The organism is Bacillus sp. M5A3_1b (genome assembly GCF_053345335.1).
Window position 1 is genome coordinate 13,558 of sequence record NZ_JBKEZY010000019.1, and the last position, 18,452, is coordinate 32,009.

The 18,452-nt window shown below is 34.1% G+C and carries 19 protein-coding genes and 2 pseudogenes; 4 read left to right on the forward strand and 17 right to left on the reverse strand.

Annotated features, from left to right (window positions below; genetic code table 11):
* Nucleotides 1–211: 211 nt before the first annotated feature.
* From ACLBWW_RS27860 to ACLBWW_RS27870, 3 genes are all read right to left on the reverse strand, one after another.
* A complete protein-coding gene (locus ACLBWW_RS27860; RefSeq protein ID WP_000738548.1) occupies nt 212–358 on the reverse strand; it encodes a BC1881 family protein in 147 nt (48 codons plus the stop codon).
* 548 nt (nt 359–906) lie between these two features.
* Nucleotides 907–1,368 (reverse strand): CarD family transcriptional regulator, encoded by a 462-nt coding sequence (locus tag ACLBWW_RS27865; protein ID WP_000486298.1) that lies wholly within the window; start codon nt 1,366–1,368, stop codon nt 907–909.
* 216 nt (nt 1,369–1,584) lie between these two features.
* Nucleotides 1,585–2,493 (reverse strand): acyl-ACP desaturase, encoded by a 909-nt coding sequence (locus ACLBWW_RS27870; protein ID WP_075308995.1) that lies wholly within the window; start codon nt 2,491–2,493, stop codon nt 1,585–1,587.
* Nucleotides 2,494–3,042: 549 nt separating this feature from the next.
* On the opposite strand from ACLBWW_RS27870, the gene ACLBWW_RS27875 reads away from it, so the two are divergent.
* On the forward strand, nt 3,043–3,342 hold the full coding sequence (locus tag ACLBWW_RS27875; protein ID WP_001191994.1) for a hypothetical protein: 300 nt from the start codon (nt 3,043–3,045) through the stop codon (nt 3,340–3,342).
* A 378-nt stretch (nt 3,343–3,720) separates the two neighbouring features.
* Here ACLBWW_RS27875 and ACLBWW_RS27880 read toward each other — a convergent pair whose 3' ends face one another.
* From ACLBWW_RS27880 to ACLBWW_RS27890, 3 genes and pseudogenes are all read right to left on the reverse strand, one after another.
* Complete coding sequence (locus tag ACLBWW_RS27880) at nt 3,721–4,947, reverse strand: phospholipase D-like domain-containing protein (RefSeq protein WP_447614382.1); 1,227 nt, start codon at nt 4,945–4,947, stop codon at nt 3,721–3,723.
* A 400-nt stretch (nt 4,948–5,347) separates the two neighbouring features.
* Nucleotides 5,348–6,259, reverse strand: a complete 912-nt coding sequence (gene menA, locus ACLBWW_RS27885; RefSeq protein WP_098152481.1) for a 1,4-dihydroxy-2-naphthoate polyprenyltransferase — start codon at nt 6,257–6,259, stop codon at nt 5,348–5,350.
* Nucleotides 6,260–6,419: 160 nt separating this feature from the next.
* Nucleotides 6,420–7,140, reverse strand: a pseudogene (locus ACLBWW_RS27890) (ketoacyl-ACP synthase III); the annotation flags it as partial.
* Nucleotides 7,141–7,287: 147 nt separating this feature from the next.
* Between ACLBWW_RS27890 and ACLBWW_RS27895 the strand changes: the two are divergent.
* Both ACLBWW_RS27895 and plsY read left to right on the forward strand, forming a co-directional pair.
* A pseudogene (locus ACLBWW_RS27895) lies at nt 7,288–7,477 on the forward strand (3-hydroxyacyl-ACP dehydratase FabZ); the annotation flags it as partial.
* Nucleotides 7,478–7,596: 119 nt separating this feature from the next.
* Nucleotides 7,597–8,229 carry a glycerol-3-phosphate 1-O-acyltransferase PlsY gene (gene plsY / locus ACLBWW_RS27900; protein WP_048543696.1) on the forward strand — a complete coding sequence of 211 codons (633 nt, stop codon included), beginning with the start codon at nt 7,597–7,599 and terminating at the stop codon, nt 8,227–8,229.
* Nucleotides 8,230–8,342: 113 nt separating this feature from the next.
* Here the strand turns inward: plsY and ACLBWW_RS27905 are convergent, their stop codons facing one another.
* From ACLBWW_RS27905 to ACLBWW_RS27955, 11 genes are all read right to left on the reverse strand, one after another.
* Nucleotides 8,343–8,618 (reverse strand): hypothetical protein, encoded by a 276-nt coding sequence (locus ACLBWW_RS27905; protein WP_098048384.1) that lies wholly within the window; start codon nt 8,616–8,618, stop codon nt 8,343–8,345.
* Nucleotides 8,619–8,856: 238 nt separating this feature from the next.
* On the reverse strand, nt 8,857–9,741 hold the full coding sequence (locus tag ACLBWW_RS27910; protein WP_048543691.1) for an alpha/beta hydrolase: 885 nt from the start codon (nt 9,739–9,741) through the stop codon (nt 8,857–8,859).
* A gap of 167 nt (nt 9,742–9,908) precedes the next feature.
* On the reverse strand, nt 9,909–10,904 hold the full coding sequence (locus ACLBWW_RS27915) for a CgeB family protein (protein WP_048543689.1): 996 nt from the start codon (nt 10,902–10,904) through the stop codon (nt 9,909–9,911).
* 300 nt (nt 10,905–11,204) lie between these two features.
* Entirely contained in the window at nt 11,205–11,804 is a 600-nt protein-coding gene (locus ACLBWW_RS27920) for a DJ-1/PfpI family protein (RefSeq protein WP_048543688.1), read from the reverse strand.
* Nucleotides 11,805–11,859: 55 nt separating this feature from the next.
* The gene (locus ACLBWW_RS27925; RefSeq protein WP_447614383.1) at nt 11,860–12,843 is read right to left on the reverse strand and encodes a phosphotransferase enzyme family protein; all 984 of its coding nucleotides are present in this window, start codon (nt 12,841–12,843) and stop codon (nt 11,860–11,862) included.
* 318 nt (nt 12,844–13,161) lie between these two features.
* Entirely contained in the window at nt 13,162–13,818 is a 657-nt protein-coding gene (locus ACLBWW_RS27930; RefSeq protein ID WP_048543685.1) for a uridine kinase family protein, read from the reverse strand.
* A gap of 301 nt (nt 13,819–14,119) precedes the next feature.
* Nucleotides 14,120–14,524, reverse strand: coding sequence for an arsenate reductase (thioredoxin) (arsC, locus tag ACLBWW_RS27935; RefSeq protein ID WP_000428357.1), 405 nt, complete (start codon nt 14,522–14,524; stop codon nt 14,120–14,122).
* 25 nt (nt 14,525–14,549) lie between these two features.
* Nucleotides 14,550–15,590: an ACR3 family arsenite efflux transporter gene (gene arsB / locus ACLBWW_RS27940; protein ID WP_447614384.1), complete on the reverse strand. Its 1,041-nt coding sequence runs from the start codon at nt 15,588–15,590 to the stop codon at nt 14,550–14,552.
* 18 nt (nt 15,591–15,608) lie between these two features.
* The gene (locus ACLBWW_RS27945; protein WP_048543677.1) at nt 15,609–16,046 is read right to left on the reverse strand and encodes an ArsI/CadI family heavy metal resistance metalloenzyme; all 438 of its coding nucleotides are present in this window, start codon (nt 16,044–16,046) and stop codon (nt 15,609–15,611) included.
* 60 nt (nt 16,047–16,106) lie between these two features.
* Complete coding sequence (gene arsR / locus ACLBWW_RS27950; protein ID WP_048543675.1) at nt 16,107–16,412, reverse strand: arsenical resistance operon transcriptional regulator ArsR; 306 nt, start codon at nt 16,410–16,412, stop codon at nt 16,107–16,109.
* Between the two features lie 533 nt (nt 16,413–16,945).
* Complete coding sequence (locus tag ACLBWW_RS27955; RefSeq protein ID WP_098080520.1) at nt 16,946–17,455, reverse strand: DinB family protein; 510 nt, start codon at nt 17,453–17,455, stop codon at nt 16,946–16,948.
* A 552-nt stretch (nt 17,456–18,007) separates the two neighbouring features.
* Here ACLBWW_RS27955 and ACLBWW_RS27960 point away from each other — a divergent pair.
* Complete coding sequence (locus ACLBWW_RS27960) at nt 18,008–18,205, forward strand: hypothetical protein (RefSeq protein WP_002096482.1); 198 nt, start codon at nt 18,008–18,010, stop codon at nt 18,203–18,205.
* Nucleotides 18,206–18,452: the final 247 nt, after the last annotated feature.

The following is an 18,452-nucleotide window of genomic DNA, read 5'->3' on the forward strand; positions in this document are numbered from 1 at the left end:
AGTTTGTTTTTTATCAACTAATTTATATAACGTAAAAAGAAATCCTACCAATATTAAGCTCTCCACCATGATAATCCCGACCCTCTCCTTTCTTTTAATCCCAACAAATCAGATAAAAGTTATGTATATCCCATATTAGCTGCAACAAGCAAAAAGGATCCCCCTTCTCTTAAAGGCCGATCCTTTTCTCCTTGTATGCAACTATTTTTACCTATTCTTGATTAATTAGAATAATAGCTGGTCCATCTACACGAATTCCACCAACTTCGATTTTTTCATAAGACTCAACTGTAATAGAGATGATCCCTTCTCGCTTCTTTAATTCATTACTTAATTCTTTTGTTAACATTTTTTTCATGTGTGTACTCCTTCTTACTGCTTAATTTACTATTGGTATGTAAATAAAATTTAAATTGGTTTCCTGGTCTGGAAACCAATTTTTTTGTAGTTGACCATATGGTGTTACCAGTTCGTTTATCAATTTTACGTAAAGAAGATAAACAATTACTATTCACCGTCTCAGTAGATATAAGACACTCTTAAAGATAGTGGTGAGATTGATTGTTTTTTCTTCTAGAAATAATGACTTAGATAGTATATTACCTAAAACAATGAAAGCCCTACCTCTCTTTCATCCTTACGGCTCCTTGTCCGTGCCAGTGTGAATCAGGATTGTAAAAATCAAGTGACTATTTAATCGAGTTATTTGATGAAACTTCAAACGTTCGTAAAAGAAATTTAAAAATAAAAATGGATTAGATTGAAGTAGTAACAAAAGAGGTATCTACTCTAAAAGTGAGTTGAAGAAATTGAATATCTTTGAAATACTTTCCTTTTAATAATCAACGTATACCCAGAAAATTCAGGATATTTCCGAGGGATGTCATACAGTATTTATAATAAATCTCAACAGAAACTTTTTATTTGTTTTTCAGTGATTCCTTTAATTAATTCTAGCTCACTGACCAAAAATTTATATGCATCATCCAACAATTTTTTTTCGCTTGTATTCAGTGCTTTTTCCTTCTTTATACGGATTAAATCACGTATAACTTCAGCACCTTCTTGTATTTCACCCGTTTTTATTTTATCTGTGTTTACTTTATACCTTTGTTTCCAAGGCATTAATTCGCCTGATTCTCCATGCTGAAAAATGTGTATAATGCGCGTTAATGTAAGTATATCAATAACTGGGCGTATATTCGAACTCAATATTTTGCCCTTAGGAATCATGATTTGCATATTACTAATGGACATTTTTATGACATAATAAAGTTGCTTTTTCCCTGAGAACTCTTTTTCTTCTATGGCTTCAATTATACCTGCTCCGTGCATTGGATAAACAATGTTATCGCCAATTTGAAACATATAACCCACCTCCATATGTGGTAACCTTCTCAAGCTTAACACATATGTTATTTTTTATCAAATATTTAATAATATCATGAGTTTATTTTTGGTGTCAATAACTTTTTTCTTCGGAAGTTAAATTAAGGAAAACAGCCGTAAAATAATAGAGAGCGTTCTAGATTTCGAATAAAAGAAAAGGGAATTCCCACGCGTATATTCTGAAATCTCTACTCATTAACGTAGATCAGTTTTTCCTTGAAAACGGCCAAATCGATCCCGTATTTTTTTCAATCTTATATGATACTCCAAAATCTCAATTCTTGCTTTTTCTGCTAGAGGAGCAATTGGTCGTAAGTCTTTTAACCCCCAATACTCAACCACTACATCAAGTACTTGATCAAAATATTGTAGTGGCCCATAGTTTGCTTCTTTTGCAATCACAGCCATTCTATTTTCAAAATCAGGCATGACGGCACCTGGCATTTTAAAATTCCTAATCACATTGGCAATATGGTAGCAATAATTTGGTTCCAATTCTAAATGTGTTCGAATAACGTCTCGATAAAACGCATAATGAAGTGTTTCATCTTTTGCAAGACGGCGTAATAATGTAGCAAGATCTGGATCATGCTTACTTGCCACCTTAGCTACATTATTGTAAAACACCATTGTTGCAAGTTCTTGTAGTGTCGTATACGTCATGGCTTCGATTGGTGTATGAAAATCAGGCTCAAATCCACACTCAACGACTGATTTTCTTAATTCATGTATACGTTTAGGATTTACACTTCGAGTGAGTAGTAAATATGTCTCTAATAGATTCGAATGTTGATCCTCTTCTGAGGTCCAAGTATGAATAAAGTCTGTAATAACAGAAAGGGAACCTTTAAAAGTCGCAGATAAATACGTTGTAAACCATGGTAAATTCACTTCTGTTAATAAAGCTGTTTCAATGGCCGTAATTACACCAGAAGGGAGAGTAACTTGACTTTCATCCCAAGGAACTCTTTTAAAGTCCATTCCCTTATCCCATGGTAAAAACTCATGATAGCCCCAGTCTATCTTCTGCGCTCTTATTTTATGTTGTTCATACAGTTTTTTTAAACGTGGTTCTAATCGGAAATCTAAATCATTTGTTAGCATATAAGTGCCCCCTTTTCTTACCATGAATATTCAGCTTATTTTTATCTCTAAAAATTTTCTACAAATAAATATTACTTTCCTTTTTTTAAATCAAACATAACAAACTTGTAACAAAACTCTTTAAGAGTGCTATATTTTCATAGGATTTTTTTATCAAAAGAGGGACCGTTACATCTATTTTCTTTTTTATAAAATAGATATTGAGGCAAACAATATGTTAGTTAGTCAAAATAAAAACTAACCTCAGTAAATACAGAATAACATTCATGGATAAAGATACTCGTCATGTTGTAAATTTTGGTGAGTGTAAAAAGGTGCATGCCTATAAAGAATCGTTTTATAATAAAGATTGATAGTGTTTTATAAACACTATCAACTTATTTAGACGTAAGATTATAATCCAATATATTAGATTAAGCGCTTGAAAAAAATATAGTTGATGAGATAGCCTTAAACGACAATTCCCAACAAGCTTAATGCACATTGGCTATGATGAGTTAGACCAAATTTTGTGAAACAGTATACAAAAAAAGGGAAGAGGCGATAAACATGCAGTCAACGGAAGCGCATATGAAGGAAAAACAGCGTAGAGAAAAAATAGAAATTATATTTAGTCACAGGGTAAAAGGGGAGAATTTTTTTCATGGTTCTTCCTATCAATGGAAAAACATTGTATATCAAAATTATAATAGGATACAACAAAAAGAGTTGGAAATTGAACAACTCATTTCGAAAATGGAAAAAGAAGGGATCCGTTTTACGCAGCACCGTTCACTCATACACTATCCCGTCATTGATTTCGTAAAATATATAGCTAAGATTTATAAGGAGCCCCTCGAAATAAAATAATCATATTTATAAAAGGTTTATTTCCGGGGATTTTTTTAACTTAAAACCAGGAGTACCGCCCCATTTCCATCAAGATAAAGTTTTATAACACCCCCAAAACGAAATTTTTAGGTTTTATTGTGAAAAAAGCCTATTTATCGTTTTGGAGGTGACCTGTTTTCTTAGGTTGATGGGATACCGCCATCAACCTAAGATTACCCAAAGATCTAATATTGGTCCTAAAGCCATGCCATTGCTTCTCCACGACGAGATCGTGGAATACATCAATCACAGCCTTTTCTATCGAACTTGTAGCAACTGCCCAGCTGATTCCATTGAGAATATGTAAAATCACTAAGCATATAGCCCCTGTTATCCAAGTATAAAAATACATTGTCTTTACAAATAATACTCAAACATTTTTGCAACCTTTTCTTTTATTTTTTCTTTTATAGATAATTGGTTGACGTCAGAGGATGTTACTTGCTTTGAATTTTGTAAGTCTGCATTAATCACTGGTTTTATTCTCGAAATATAGATAGGGTCATGAATATAACAGTTCATTTCTTCATTTAAATGAAACGAGCGTGAATCAAAATTCACGGTCCCAACCATCAATACTTTTTCATCAATCAAAAATACTTTACCGTGTAACACCCCATTTTTATAACCATATACTTCCATCCCCTGTTTTAATGCTTTTCGGATATATGGATATGCTGCTTCTTTAACTAATAGTGCATCCGAATGAGGTGAGAATAGAATTTTGACACGGACTCCCCTCTTTCTTGCATCTACTAATGCGTTCCAAATAGTTCTGTCTTTTGGTATAAAATAAGGTGTTAATATAATAATGGATTCTTTTGCTTGTTGAAACAGCATTTTATAATCTTGCCCAATTTTTTCTCCGCTATAATATGCAGTAAATCGTTGCGAGGTTGCTCCCTTTTCCTTTACCGCATTGTGTATCGGAATCGGTTTCTCTGAGTTTCTCTTCCAGTCTAATACAAATTGTTGTTCTAAATCTTGAACTCCTTCTCCTCGTATTTGAAGATGATAATCTCTCCAATAACCAAGTTTTTCTTTTTCCCCTAAATACTTCTGTCCGATGTTGAATCCGCCAATGTAACCAACCTTTCCATCAATAACTGAAATACGACGATGATTCCGATGATCCAAAGAAGAAAAAAGATAAGGGAAAGCAGGTTTATTGTAATATGTAAAATGAACTCCTTTTTTAACTAATAATTCTCTTTCCTTTTTCTTTAGTAAAATTCCACCTAACCTGTCCAAAGCATAGTATACTTCTACACCTTCTTGACTTTTTTTCCGTAATAACTCTAGAAACTGATGGCTTACTTTATCATCAGCAATAGAAAAAAAGTTAACATGCACGTAATGCTTTGCTTTCTCTATATCTGAGAATAGTTGATTGTTTAACGGTTTCCCATCTGTATACAAAGTAATATCACTTTGACGCATAGGGTATTGACTAGAATTCTGGCTAAATACCCCATTTTTTTCGGCTATCGTTCTGTCAATTTCACCCCAAACAAACAGAACTAAACATCCACCGATAAATAAAAAGAGGAATACTCGAAAAATTCTTCCTATCTTTTTCAGCATATTGAATCTCCTTTATATATTATCGTTTTATTTCTGTTAGTTTTTGTTATTGGGACAAAACTATTCCATGCATCTATTAGCTAAAAAAAGCCTTCTTTGAATGATTAACTATAAAATTTCTCATTCGCATAACCCTAAAATTGGAATTCGTACGACGATAACAAAATAGGCACTCTATATTTTGAAGTACATTTACAAGGAGGATTACTACATGACAGTAAGTACTAAACTTAAACAAATATAAAAATCATTCTTCTAACCTTTATCTCAACTAAACTATTAAATAGTGTAGATTTATAAAAGAGTTTAATCATTATTAAAGAAATACAAAAATAAAAACCCCAATCTCTCCATATTAAAATTGAGAAATTGGGGTTAATTTATTTCATCATATTTTTATTTAAAACAAATAACTAATTAATAATCCTGCCGATAATAAAAAGCCAAAAATCGTATTTGTCATCGCTGTTGATTTCATTGCGATGCGCATATACCCTGGATCCTTTGCTCCTTTTTGGAAACTTTGAATGGCAGAGATTGGTTTTCTCAAACCTAGGAACATAACTAATGCCCAAGGGCTTATATAACCCATCAATACAATCACCGCGATCCATAAATAAGCAATGAAAAAGGCTACAGCTAATGTTACTATTGCTTTTTCTCTCCCAAGGAGGATTACTAATGTCTTTCTTCCTCCTTTAATATCCTCTTCGATATCTCGGATGTTATTAGACATGTTAATTGCACCGACTAAAATTCCAATTGGAATGGAAATCAATACACTTTCAATTGTTATCGTATTCGTTTGAATAAAGAAAGCGATGAGTACAAAACATGTCCCCATTAACAATCCAGAAACTAATTCTCCAAATGGAGTGTACGCAATTGGTAATGGACCACCTGTATATAAATAGCCAACCGCCATCCCAATTAAACCAATGACGACTAACCACCAACTGCTATTCATACAAATATAAACTCCAATAATTGCTGCTACTACATACAATAAAAGCGCAACTGTTAACACATTTTTTGGTTTCAATCCGTGACGGACAATTCCACCACCGATGCCAACAGAATCAGCGGTATCTAATCCACGTTTGAAATCATAATACTCATTAAATAAGTTCGTCGCTATTTGCAATGCTAAACATGCAACCATCATTGCAATAAATAAAAGCCAATGAATTTCGGCAACATAAAGTGATGCCACTGTCCCTAAAATTACAGGAGAAAATGTCGCCGTTAATGTATGCGGGCGCGTCATCTTCCATATTAATTTAGCGGAACTAATTTCTTTTTCATTCCCCATAACTCTGTTCAATCTCCCTACCTTTTAAGTATAAATGACTAGCAGTATCTTTCTCTCTATTTCCTGCTTCACATCTATTATATCAAAAAAAGAATTGGCGATAGAACTTTCATGCTCTTGCTTGCACGATAACTTTGCATCAAATCATCCAGTTGTAAATCTGCTTGACGTAACAATTCTTTAATACCAATTGGTAGTGTCCGTGCTGCCCACTTATATACTTCTCTTCCATTTTGAACTATCTTCCCATGTGTTTTTAAAGGATTTCCAAACATGGTAGTAGATAAATTTTTACGATATACATGCATACCTCCTTCCCCATTTGTCCCAATATGGGTAGCTATAAAGCTAGACACTTCTTCATCTCTCTCTACTAAAACAGCTGCGGCTGCGGCTCCATCTCCAAATAAGATACATGTAGTTCGATCTGTATAGTCTGTAATCTTAGATAAGGTTTCTGTCGTTACAATTAAAATCTTACGATGAAGACCAAATGTAATTAAACCATTCGTCAGATGTAATCCATATGTAAAACCAGCACAAGTCGCATTGAAATCAACAGCGCCTGTATGCTGAATATTAAAATGCTCTTGTATTTGGCAGGCTACACTTAGAAAAGTGTAGTCAGGCGTAGTTGTTGAAACGAGAATACAATCCACGTCGACAAGACTTTTATGATAACGTTCCACTAAGTTTTCAATAGCATTAAAAGCTAACGTGGAAGCATATTCGTTATCACCAACAATTCTTCTTTCCTTCATCCCAGTTCTTTGTACAATCCATGCATCATTTGTATCTACTAGTTTTTCTAAATCATCATTGGTCAGCTTTTTTTCAGGTACATAGGTACCAATAGCTGTAATTCGTGCTTTTGATTGCACACATTTATCTCCCCTTTACTATATTTACACTTAGTTATATAATCAAATAATAGTACCAAGTTCTAAATTCTGTCGATATTCGAACATGAAATTTTAGGAAATTAAACTAACTAAAATATCTATCTATGGTATAAAGGAGAGAAATTCATGTTCAATATTCAACAAATTAAAGAAATTATTCCCCATCGTTACCCCCTTTTATTAAGTGATTGGATCATTGAAGTAGAAGAAGGAAAGCGTGCAGTTTGGCTCAAAAATATTGTGACTAATGAAGTATTTTTTACTAGTTTTTTCTGATTATTCAGTCTTTATTAGCATCCTTATTGTAGATGCCCTTTTAACATGGATAAAAAAAGTAGGAGTTTATTGAAAAGTTTTCTGGAGAAGGACAATGCTAAAACCCTGCATTAATGGAGAAATAAAAGAAATTTAGAATAATTTAAAGGGAGAAGAGTGATGATTGATATTTTAAAGATTTTTGCGGCCTTAGCTTTGGGCTACCTTTTAGGCAGCCTTAATACAGCGGTGATTGTAGGGAGAATATACGGAAAGGACATAAGAAGCCATGGAAGCAAAAGCGCCGGGCTTACCAATACTCTGAGAGTACTTGGGAAATCTGCTGCGGTGTTTGTTCTTGCGGGAGATATATTAAAAGGGATAATTGCTTGTTATATAGGCTTGTTCCTTAGCGTTTACTTTTATTCGGGAGAGGCTAAAGATTGCGTAAGCCTTTTAGCGGCAGGCGCAGGGGCGGTTATAGGGCATAACTGGCCGATATATTTTGGGTTTAAAGGGGGCAAGGGAGCACTTACAGCAATGGCTGTGCTGTTTATGATTGACTGGGTTATGGCCCTTTTATGCCTTGGCTTTTTTGTGATAATAGTAGCTTTAACCCGTTATGTCTCTTTAGGTACAATATGTGCTACATTGCTTGTTGCGGTCATTTCATTTATTCCTGTTTTTGGGAACACCTTATATTTTTACATATTTGCATTCCTAATGGCGTTTATGGTTATTTTCAGACATATGGAAAATATAAAAAGGCTGCTTTCAGGAACAGAAAATAAACTTATTTTTCTGCGGCATTGAGCATGTCGTCAAAATGGAAAAAAATCGGGGTTAGTTAACCGTCTAAGAGGTACGGCAACGATTCATCCCAAAAAAAGAAACGAACAAAAATGTTCGTTTCTTTTTTATGGTGCTTAATGCTCAAGAAAACTTATAACCGCATAAATATATAGAACGACTAGAGCAAAGGCACATATTCCCATAATTATAATCGCTAGTGCGCTTTTCTCTTGTCTAAACCCCATAATTCCAAGAATAAATGCACTCAACATTGTTACCTTAAGCATTGTAGCAAGGTTGGGAATTGAATATCTACTCAACCAGGTAGAGAAACTTACAATTACAGAAAAAGAGAACAAAGTTAGAACAATAGATAATATATTAATGTGCTTCCCATACTTCAGTTGCATTTCGCTAACCTCTTTTCATTAGTGAATAATAGGTAGGTGACTATATTTTTATTTTATTCTAAATTTTCTTGGAAATATAGAACAAAAAGAAAAGGTTGTCCCAAAAAGTCGCTAAATAGTTACTTTTGGCAACCTCTTTTCTTTATTTTTTACTTTCCTCTAGTTTAGAGATACTTGTTTCTTTTTCAGGTAACGTATCAAGAAAATCCGTTGCTCAAATGCGAACAACGGACCTTCTTTATTTGAACCAATGTAAAACATCCTCGGCAATCTCTTCCGGTCTATCCCAATGCATTAAGTGCCCTGTATCTGTATAAAGCTTAGTCGTAATATCAATATGCTTCCTAAATTCTGCAATTTGCAATTCCCTTATTTCTAAATAATTATGTGGGAGATCACAATACAATAATAAAATATCATTTTTAATTTTATGCGATTTCAATGTTTTATACACCGTATATTGAAACTTAATTACACTTCTAGCCGTATCGCCAGTAGCATGCCATTTCACTTTATTAGCTTCTTCTCGCATTAAGTCATAAACCGCACGTTCTATTAATGGTGACCATCTACTGTAAACCATTTTTTCTGATTGGATGAACGCTTCTTTACTGTCAAAAATATATTCATCAAAATCTTTTTCGTAATTTGTAATTTCTTCCTCTAATGATCGCGGTGGACACTCTCCTTCTTCCGCATCTTTATATAGATTCGCAAAATAATCCGCATTCATTTTACCATGATGATAACCACCATCTAACAATACCATTTTATTCACTTTTTCTGGACATTCTGCTGCATAGTGAAGCGCAACGCTTGCTCCCCATGAATGTGCTACTATATGAAATGTTTCTTTCCCTATCCCCTCAAGTAACGCTACTACCCAATTTGTTAAATGGGATGCACCGTAATCTTCATCCTTCCCAAAACTTGGTGTTTTCCCATGTCCAGGTAGATCAAACGATACAATATGATAGTTATCTTTTAAAAGTTCCGCTATTTCGATAAAACTTAATTTTGTACTTCCTAAACCATGAAAACAAATGATTTGAGGATTACTTTTATCTCCCCATTCACAAACACTTGCTTCATATTCACCAAATTCTACAAAAAAGTGATTCATTTTTAATCTCCTCTAATTATTGGATGTAAATTAGTTTGAATACAAAATTGTTTTTTCATAATAAATAAATTCTACAAATGTATCCAAATCCCTTTTTCGCAAATAATTTTTATAGAATACGAGAGTTAGAAAGCACCAAACGCTTATCATTTAAGTTAATGGTTAGATTACATCTTCACGCCTATGAAATTAATATAGTTTAATAATTGTACTATACGTTTATCATATGTGTGATTTCTCAAAGTTCTATCCAGTCCATTTTTTGCTATTTGTTTTCTTTCTTGTACATGTTCCAAATAATACTCCGCTTTTTGTATAAACTCCCGTGCACTATTAAACGTTTCTATTTCAACACCAGGTATGTAATGCTTCGCTACATCTGGTCGTATATCAGTTAATTGAAAAGAACCTACGGCATTAATTTCAAACGTCCTATTATTTACTGAATAGGCTTGGATATTTGCAGCATTACAATTCAATTCCTGATCATTTGGTGAACGGTGTAAATTTATATTGATTTTAGTTGATACGTAAAATTGTAACGCATCTTCATACTTTGCAAGTGGCAAAATTTGTATTTTACCCTTTAACCTTTCGTAATTCTTTAACTTCTCCCAACCGAATCCCACAATTTTTATGTTTTTTTCTGCTAAATACCCTGAAATAGAATCAACAAAGGTAAGTCTATTTTCAAATGCTGTGCCTATAAAACTAAGATCATACTTATATGTATCTTCTTTCTGAGAAGGTTTAAACACATCTTGATTTGCTGCTAACGGAAGATGAAACACATTATTACATCCTAACGCTCTATAAAACTTGATACAATTTAAATCTTGTGTAAATATGTAATCATAATACGGCACAAGATGTTGTGTTACATCCGTATAATACGGATCATCTGTCAGCCAAAGTCCAGTAGTAAAACCTGCACTCTTTAGTACTGGCATGACACTAATAATTCCCTCGTTTAAACCACCGAGTACCAAAATAAAATCCGGTTTCATTTTTAATGCGGTTTCTATCGCTCGTTCCGGGTTTACCATAATTGTATTACTGTTTACCTTTTGTAAACTATTCAAAATTGCTTCTTCGATCATTGGATAATAAAAAGGAATGCCTGATTGAATAAATAAAATTTTCTTAGGCGTATTGTCTTTCATGTCATCTCCCCTATTTCTACATAATCAAAGTGCACGAAAATTAGCAGTCTTTATTTTTCATAACATCTTCTTTTACATGTATAAGCACCGTTTATGTCCATTATGTTGCACTTCCCCTCATTTTACAGGCTAACGAGATTTTGGAAGCTGTTACGAAGGGATTAAAATTAGGTTATATTCAGCCCAATTATTAAACATAGAAAATGAATACGTAAAAAAAGAGCCTGCTCGTATGAGTTGGCTCTTTCTCTTTTACAATATCTAATACACTCTACAGCAAAAAACATGGTTAAGATCAAATTATTTCCAAACAACACCTCGCCGCTCATATTCCATTCTATATTCAACAGCAGCTGCAATTTTAGGACTTGCGAATCTTTCCGTGATCCAAAGTCCTAAATCAACTCCTGAAGTAACTCCTCTTGCGTTAATAACATTCCCTTGATCCACAATTCTGTAAGGAAGCAGTTCTGCTCCATATTCACTCATTTCATTCTGCGCCAAATGATGCATTGTCGCCTTTTTATCATTCAATATACCGGATGCAGCTAGTAACATACCTCCAGTACAAACTCCAGCAACGATCGTTCCTTCATTGTGCATCTCTCTAATTATTTTAGTCAAAGTACCAAGTTCAGCTTGCTTTCGCGCCCCCTGCTCAGCTTTATGATTCCAGCCTCCACCAGGTACAATTAACAAATCTGGACGATTATCCATTCGTAAAAAATCATGTAGTTTAACCGTAACTCCAAATGAAGTAGTAACTTCTTGTTTTCGTTCACTTGATACAAGGTCAACCGTAAATGGAGCCCCTTCTTCTATCGCTCTTTTCAGTACTTCAAAAGGTGCAAAAGAGACCAGTTCTCCGAAACCGTCAAACAATACAATTTGTATTTTCATTTTTTGAACACCTCATATACTTTCTTTTTCGCATCCAAAATTAGAAGAATAAATGTTATCTACAAATTAACAATGAAGATAGTCTCCCTCCTCTCACTCTATAAACTTCCAAATGTTTTTCCAATTCCCTCTCATCACTTATTACAAGTAGCGTTTTCTTCACAAAGTTCCAATTTAAACTACCGGATAACCATAATAATGAAGAAAGTCTTTTATAATCATTTGATGTTAAAATATTACGGGCCTTATACCCTTCTAAAAATGCTCTAGCAATTTCCGAACATACTACATGTGACTCTATTCCTTCCTTTCGGGAATACCACTTTAATAAAAAGGCTAACCCTTCCATACGATCTACATATCCAATCGATTCAAAATCTACAATCCCTTTTACACATTGATTTGAATCCCAAATGACATTTAAAGGATTTAAATCAGTTTGTACAATAAACTCCAAATCACTCGTATGTGCGCATTCTATATGATACTTAGCGAGCTCTATATACCCCCGCAATTCCTTGCATGTACCACCTTTATTGTCTAATAGCTTTATAAACTCACCATATCCATCTAAATGAGATTTCTTTTGAAAAATCGGGCTTTGAAACGTACTAGAAATATCATGTATCTTTCTTGCTTCCTTTCCAAAGACTTCTGCCATCGTTTCTGTACAATGAGTAATATGTTCCCCTTCAATCCAAGTAGACAATACAAACCCGTACTGTTCGTCATTCCAAGTGAGTAATGTAAAGCAATCCCCCGCCATATTCTCCTTAATTTGCATAAACGGAATTCCATGCTCTCGTAAATAATACGTAAACCGTACTTGCTCTTTCAATTGTTCATTTGATAACATCCCAAAGGCCGGATTGATTGTTCGATTGCTATTTATAAACTGTGCGGAATACCGATTCCCATTTACAATGATTTTATAGTGTAGATCTGTATGCCAACTGTTTTTATGTAGTTCTTCTTCCACTATTAATAAATGAATTTCTTTAAAATAATTTATTACTACATTTCTTATTATGTGTTTCACCCTATTCCCCTTTCATGCAAAAATTGATTTTTGTACTTGCGAATAAAAACCTTTTAAAGTGAGGATTTTTAAGATACACCTAATGTATTCAAATAAAGAATCCTACCCTACTGTGGAATAATAAAGTTATGTAATTTTGCCGCCAAAATTACAGTTGCCTTCTATCTATGTAGATGAAAGACGGCTACTAAATCTTTTTAAAAGTCTAGTTATTTCATAGTGAATGTATTATTAATTAAATAATATATTTATTTAATACAAGTACTAAATAAGAAAAATTAACCGTCATAATGCAATTAATAAATTGAGGATTTTCATTTAAACTTTATAAAACTCAAATGTATTTTTTTCTAAACATATTGTTTCATCAGAAGTTTTGATAATGATATCAAAACGCTGACTATACGAATGCATAAATACTTCATATTGAATCCGGCGTTCTTCATGAGATTGCCTTAAATAATTTATATCAGCTCCCCTTTCAGCTATATCCCGGCTTGATCTTCTCATTAGTTCCGTTTCGCCATCTGTATAAAAATAAATTTTCAAATCAAATAAATCAGGATTAATAAATGCGGCGCTCATTCCCTCCACAATCGTTACTTTATTTTTCGAAGAAATCAACTTACTTTTCATATAATGCGTATCTATCGTATAAAAATCTAGCCCAGCTCTAACCATCTGAATATCTCTTTCTAAAGCTGCCAAATGGTGCGCCGCTGGATGACAAGCTGTCATTTTATAACGATGATTTTCATTTTGATATGTATAGTGAATCACTGCATGCTTACGGATATCCGAACTAACAATGTAAGGATCTGTATTAATATAATTTACTTCATTTTGATTTAATAGGTTTACGAGTCTATTAGCAAACGTCGTTTTTCCAGCTGCACCATGTCCTGAAATACCAATAACAATTTGTTCATCGCTCATCCTTAACCAATTTATGATTTCTTGTAACAACTTATCCATCATTCTCCCCCTTGCGCTAATATACTACCCTTTATTTTAATATCCAAAAATCCTTTTATTTAATTATACATAAAAAGAAAAAGATAGTGTGATTTTTCATCATACCATCTCTAATTCTAAACAACTTTATTATCTTTTAAATGACTTTATTATTTGTGAACACCTACATGTTTAAATACATTTCTAACTTTATCAATCCAATAGAATATCCTTTATTTTTCGGTAATTTATGCGAACCAATGCAGTCATGACTAATAAAAAAGAGCCAATCTCCTATACGATAGAAGATTGACTCTTTATTTTACTCCCCTGTTTCAGAAAATCTCTTTATACGTTCTCCAATTTCATCGCGAACACGTTGAAATTCAGACCATTCTTTTCCTGCTGGGTCATCAAATCCCCAGTGAACACGATTTACGTGCGGAGGTGTCGAAGGACAAACAGAATCTGCATGACTACAAAGGGTAACGACTAAATCAGCATTATTTAAAATGTTTGAATCAATTATATCTGATGTTTGATTCGTTATATCAATATTTACTTCATTCATCGCTTTAATAGCATTTGGATTTACTCCATGTGCTTCGATTCCTGCAGAATATACATTCCATTTATCACCTAAATATTGTTTGCCCCATGCTTCTGCCATTTGGCTTCGGCATGAATTTCCTGTGCATAAGAAATAAATTGTCTTTTTGTTTTCCATGTTGTTTTCCTCCTTTGTTTTTAAATTATACTGGTTGATCATTAAAATATTTACGCTTAAACCAAAAAGCGACGTTTACAAGTGCAATCATTACAGGTACTTCCACTAACGGCCCGATAACAGCTGCAAATGCTGCGCCTGAATGAATACCAAACACACCAACTGCTACAGCAATTGCTAACTCAAAGTTATTACTACCTGCTGTAAATGCTAACGTTGTAGTCACCGGATAGTTTGCACCAATTTTTCTTCCCATAAAGAAAGAAACAAAAAACATGACAATAAAATAGATTAATAATGGAATCGCTATTCTTACTACATCTAATGGTACGCTAACAATCATTTCCCCTTTTAAAGAGAACATAACGATGATTGTAAATAGTAATGCAAGTAATGTAAGTGGACTAATCTTCGGTATAAACACCTTTTCATACCACTGTCTTCCTTTTAACTTAACGAGTACAAATCGTGTTAACATACCTGCTATAAAAGGAATTCCCAAATAGATAAATACTGATTTCGCTACTTCTCCCATTGTAATATCGACAATAGCCCCTTCAATGCCTAACCATTCTGGAATGACTGTTACAAACACGTATGCATAAACGGAGAAGAATAGCATTTGGAATACGGAGTTAAAAGCCAATAAACCTGCTGCATACTCTTTATCCCCATCCGCAAGATCGTTCCAAACAATTACCATTGCTATACAACGTGCTAAACCAATCATAATGAGTCCGACCATGTATTCTGGCTTATCAGGAAGAAAAATAATTGCTAAAACAAACATAAGTACAGGTCCAATAATCCAGTTTTGTACTAAAGATAAAACCAATACTTTTACGTCTTTAAATACTCGGCCCATTTCCTCGTAACGAACTTTCGCTAATGGTGGATACATCATGACAATTAAACCAACAGCAAGCGGGATAGACGTTGTTCCAACTTGTAATGTATTCAGTCCATCTACTACACTAGGAAATACAAACCCTAAACCAATCCCAACAGCCATAGCTAGAAAAATCCATAGTGTTAAATATCGATCTAGAAAAGATAAACGTTTCATTTTATTTTCCATCTCCTATTAACAACAAGAATTTTGTTCTACTACGTTAGAAGTCGTGCAACAAGATGGCTCTTCAATTTTATGAACATCACTCTGTGCTTTTGTATAAAAGAATTCCCACTCGTTCCCATCAGGATCCGTTACCCAAAACTTATCTTGCACTGCATAGCAACAAGTTGTATCCATCTCATCACGTGCAAAGAAACCTTCTTTTTCTAATCTTTCTTTATGCAATGTAATCTCTTCAGCTGTATCCACTTGGAAACCGAAATGATTTACCTGATTTCCGTTCACTTCATCTCGTACGTTCAGCGTGAAATTAAGTCCTGGCGTCTCTAATAAAAATTTTGCATAATCCACTTTTACCTTAACTGGTGACACACCAAATACCTTTTCGTAAAATTCAATAGACTTCTCTAAATCCGTAACATTTATACCAACGTGAACATATCTCATAGCTTATTCCTCCTCTTTATATGATATTAATCAATTTTTTTTGATTAATAGTACAAAATTTTAACAACAGCTACCTTTACCTGTTTTTCTAAAAATACAACATAATTCTTCTGATAATAAATTGTTTACTTCCGCATCATTTAAATCATAATAGCTCCACGTACCTTTTGTTTCTTTTACAATTAAACCTGCATCTAATAAAATCTTTAAATGATAGGACAACTTAGATTGCGTCATTTCAAAAACCTCTGTTAAATCACATACACAAGTCTGGCCCCGCTGACAAAGCTCATACATAATCTCTAAACGCTTCTGATCAGCCAACGCTTTAAACTTTTTCTCATATAACTTAAAATCCTGTGCCACTGTAGTTCACTCTCCCTTCATCAATTTTTTTTGATATTTATAGTATATACGCAGATGAGTTTTATATGCAACTAGTTCATCAAGTTTTTTGATTTATAAAAACCTTCCTCGCATCCTATCTTTGTTACAATTAAAAAAGACCATAGCTTTTTCAAAAATGAAAAACTACGGTTCTTTTTACAACTGAATAGTTACAATATGTCCGAGGAATGGAGTCTCTATAACTGTTTTAAATTTTAATTTGACCATTTTAGAGTAGCGCCCCATCACCATCAAGCTAAGAAAAACAAATACCCCCAAATGAAAAAAATCGATATAACGCTTCGGCAAATAAAGATAACTCTTGTTTTTGGTGCATATTCATAAAAAGCACGTCATCCTTTCTCATTAACATAAGAGAATAGTAATGTGCTTTTAATTTCAAAAATAGACTAAATCCTTAAGTTGATGGTTGTGGGGCGGGACCCCAATAAGAACGGTATATAAGGTTGTATGAGAGGTGTTAGTTCCATTCCAAAGGCCTCACCCGACGATTAACTCAAGTACCGCTTTCGGATGACCCCCATGTGATGAAGTTCGTGTCCTGCGATACCGTACGCGAGGGCGCGCGCCGTAATGCTTAGGTCGTTGGCTGTGCCCTTGCGGGTCCACGCCTCCGCCGGTAGCCCGCGCAGCAATGTGATCGTTGATTGCCGTACGGCCCGGTAGTCTTCGGCCAATTGCTCGGTTGTCCAGCTTCCAAAAGGAGGCATGAACAATTCCTGATCGAAACCAGTCAGAGGCGTCTGGTCCCCTCTTGCGAACCGGAGCAGGCGGTAGGTCATGACACGTTCCGCATCTGCAATGTGGCCCACGACTTCTTTCAGCGTCCATTTTCCTTCCGCATACCGATATGCGGCCTGGCTTTCAGTCAACGATGCCAGGAGTTCGGTCATTTGCTTTTCCTGGGCGAGCAAAATGTCGATGATGTTACCGTCCGGCACCAAACGGATATATTCGCCGGAGTTCCCGGCGTATTCTTCTTCTGACGGTCTTTGATTCATTCGTAGTCACCTCTTTATGTACATATAGAAAATTATAGCGCTCGTCTATGTATAATAAATTCGCGAAACGATAGAACTTCCCTTCTAATAATCGAGGATAAGCAACTATTTAGTTGGTCAGTCGCCACACTATCCTGATTCGTTAGCACAATAAGGAATGCTAATCAATCATGCATAAAAATTATCTGTTATACAATATTTCGAAGTTATTAATATATAAAGGTAACACCTTCTTTTTTTAATTTAAAGATGAATTTTCAATTATATTTTGAAATGAACCGGAGTAAAACACACTAGTCTAACTACTTTTTTATACAAAAAAGAATAGCGAAGATCCCTAGAATCTCTGCTATATCAATGATGTATAAAATCTTATATAAGTGATAGATAGACATAGAGACAAAAAATTTAGTAAAAACAAGGAGTCTATGAAAAACTTGCTACCGACAATAGGAAGTTATGTTAACCTCACATGTATAGAATATACAAGAAAAACACGATACATCACTTTTTATAAATGGTATAATAAGGAAAAAGAGAGGTGAAAAACTAATGGACGACTCTATGTTTGCGTTTCGAGTTGTTTTCAATGCACTAACATCATTCTTTTCCAACGGGGTCTGGGTCGTTTTGTTCTTCTTCTTGTTAAATAAAACGTATGAAAACAAAACTTTCAAAACAGCATCGAGTATTATTACTGTTGTTGTCTTAGTATTTTATTTGTTTTATTGCATTCGGAATAGCATGTAATGCCTTTCTTTGAATAAGGTAGGGAAATCCCCCAGTATCCAAGACTAAATTTTACCCATACATCATTTTTTGGATCTAGCTCTTGAAGATAAAAACTATTTAATTTTCAAGGAACAGTTATTAACTTAAAACTTATTATACGAGGAGAGTGTATCATGAAAAAAATATGCTTTGTATTAATTGTCGACGCTGGTATAAATTATGGTTCAATATTTTCTCTACCATTTTTAAGGAATCAGGATGATTT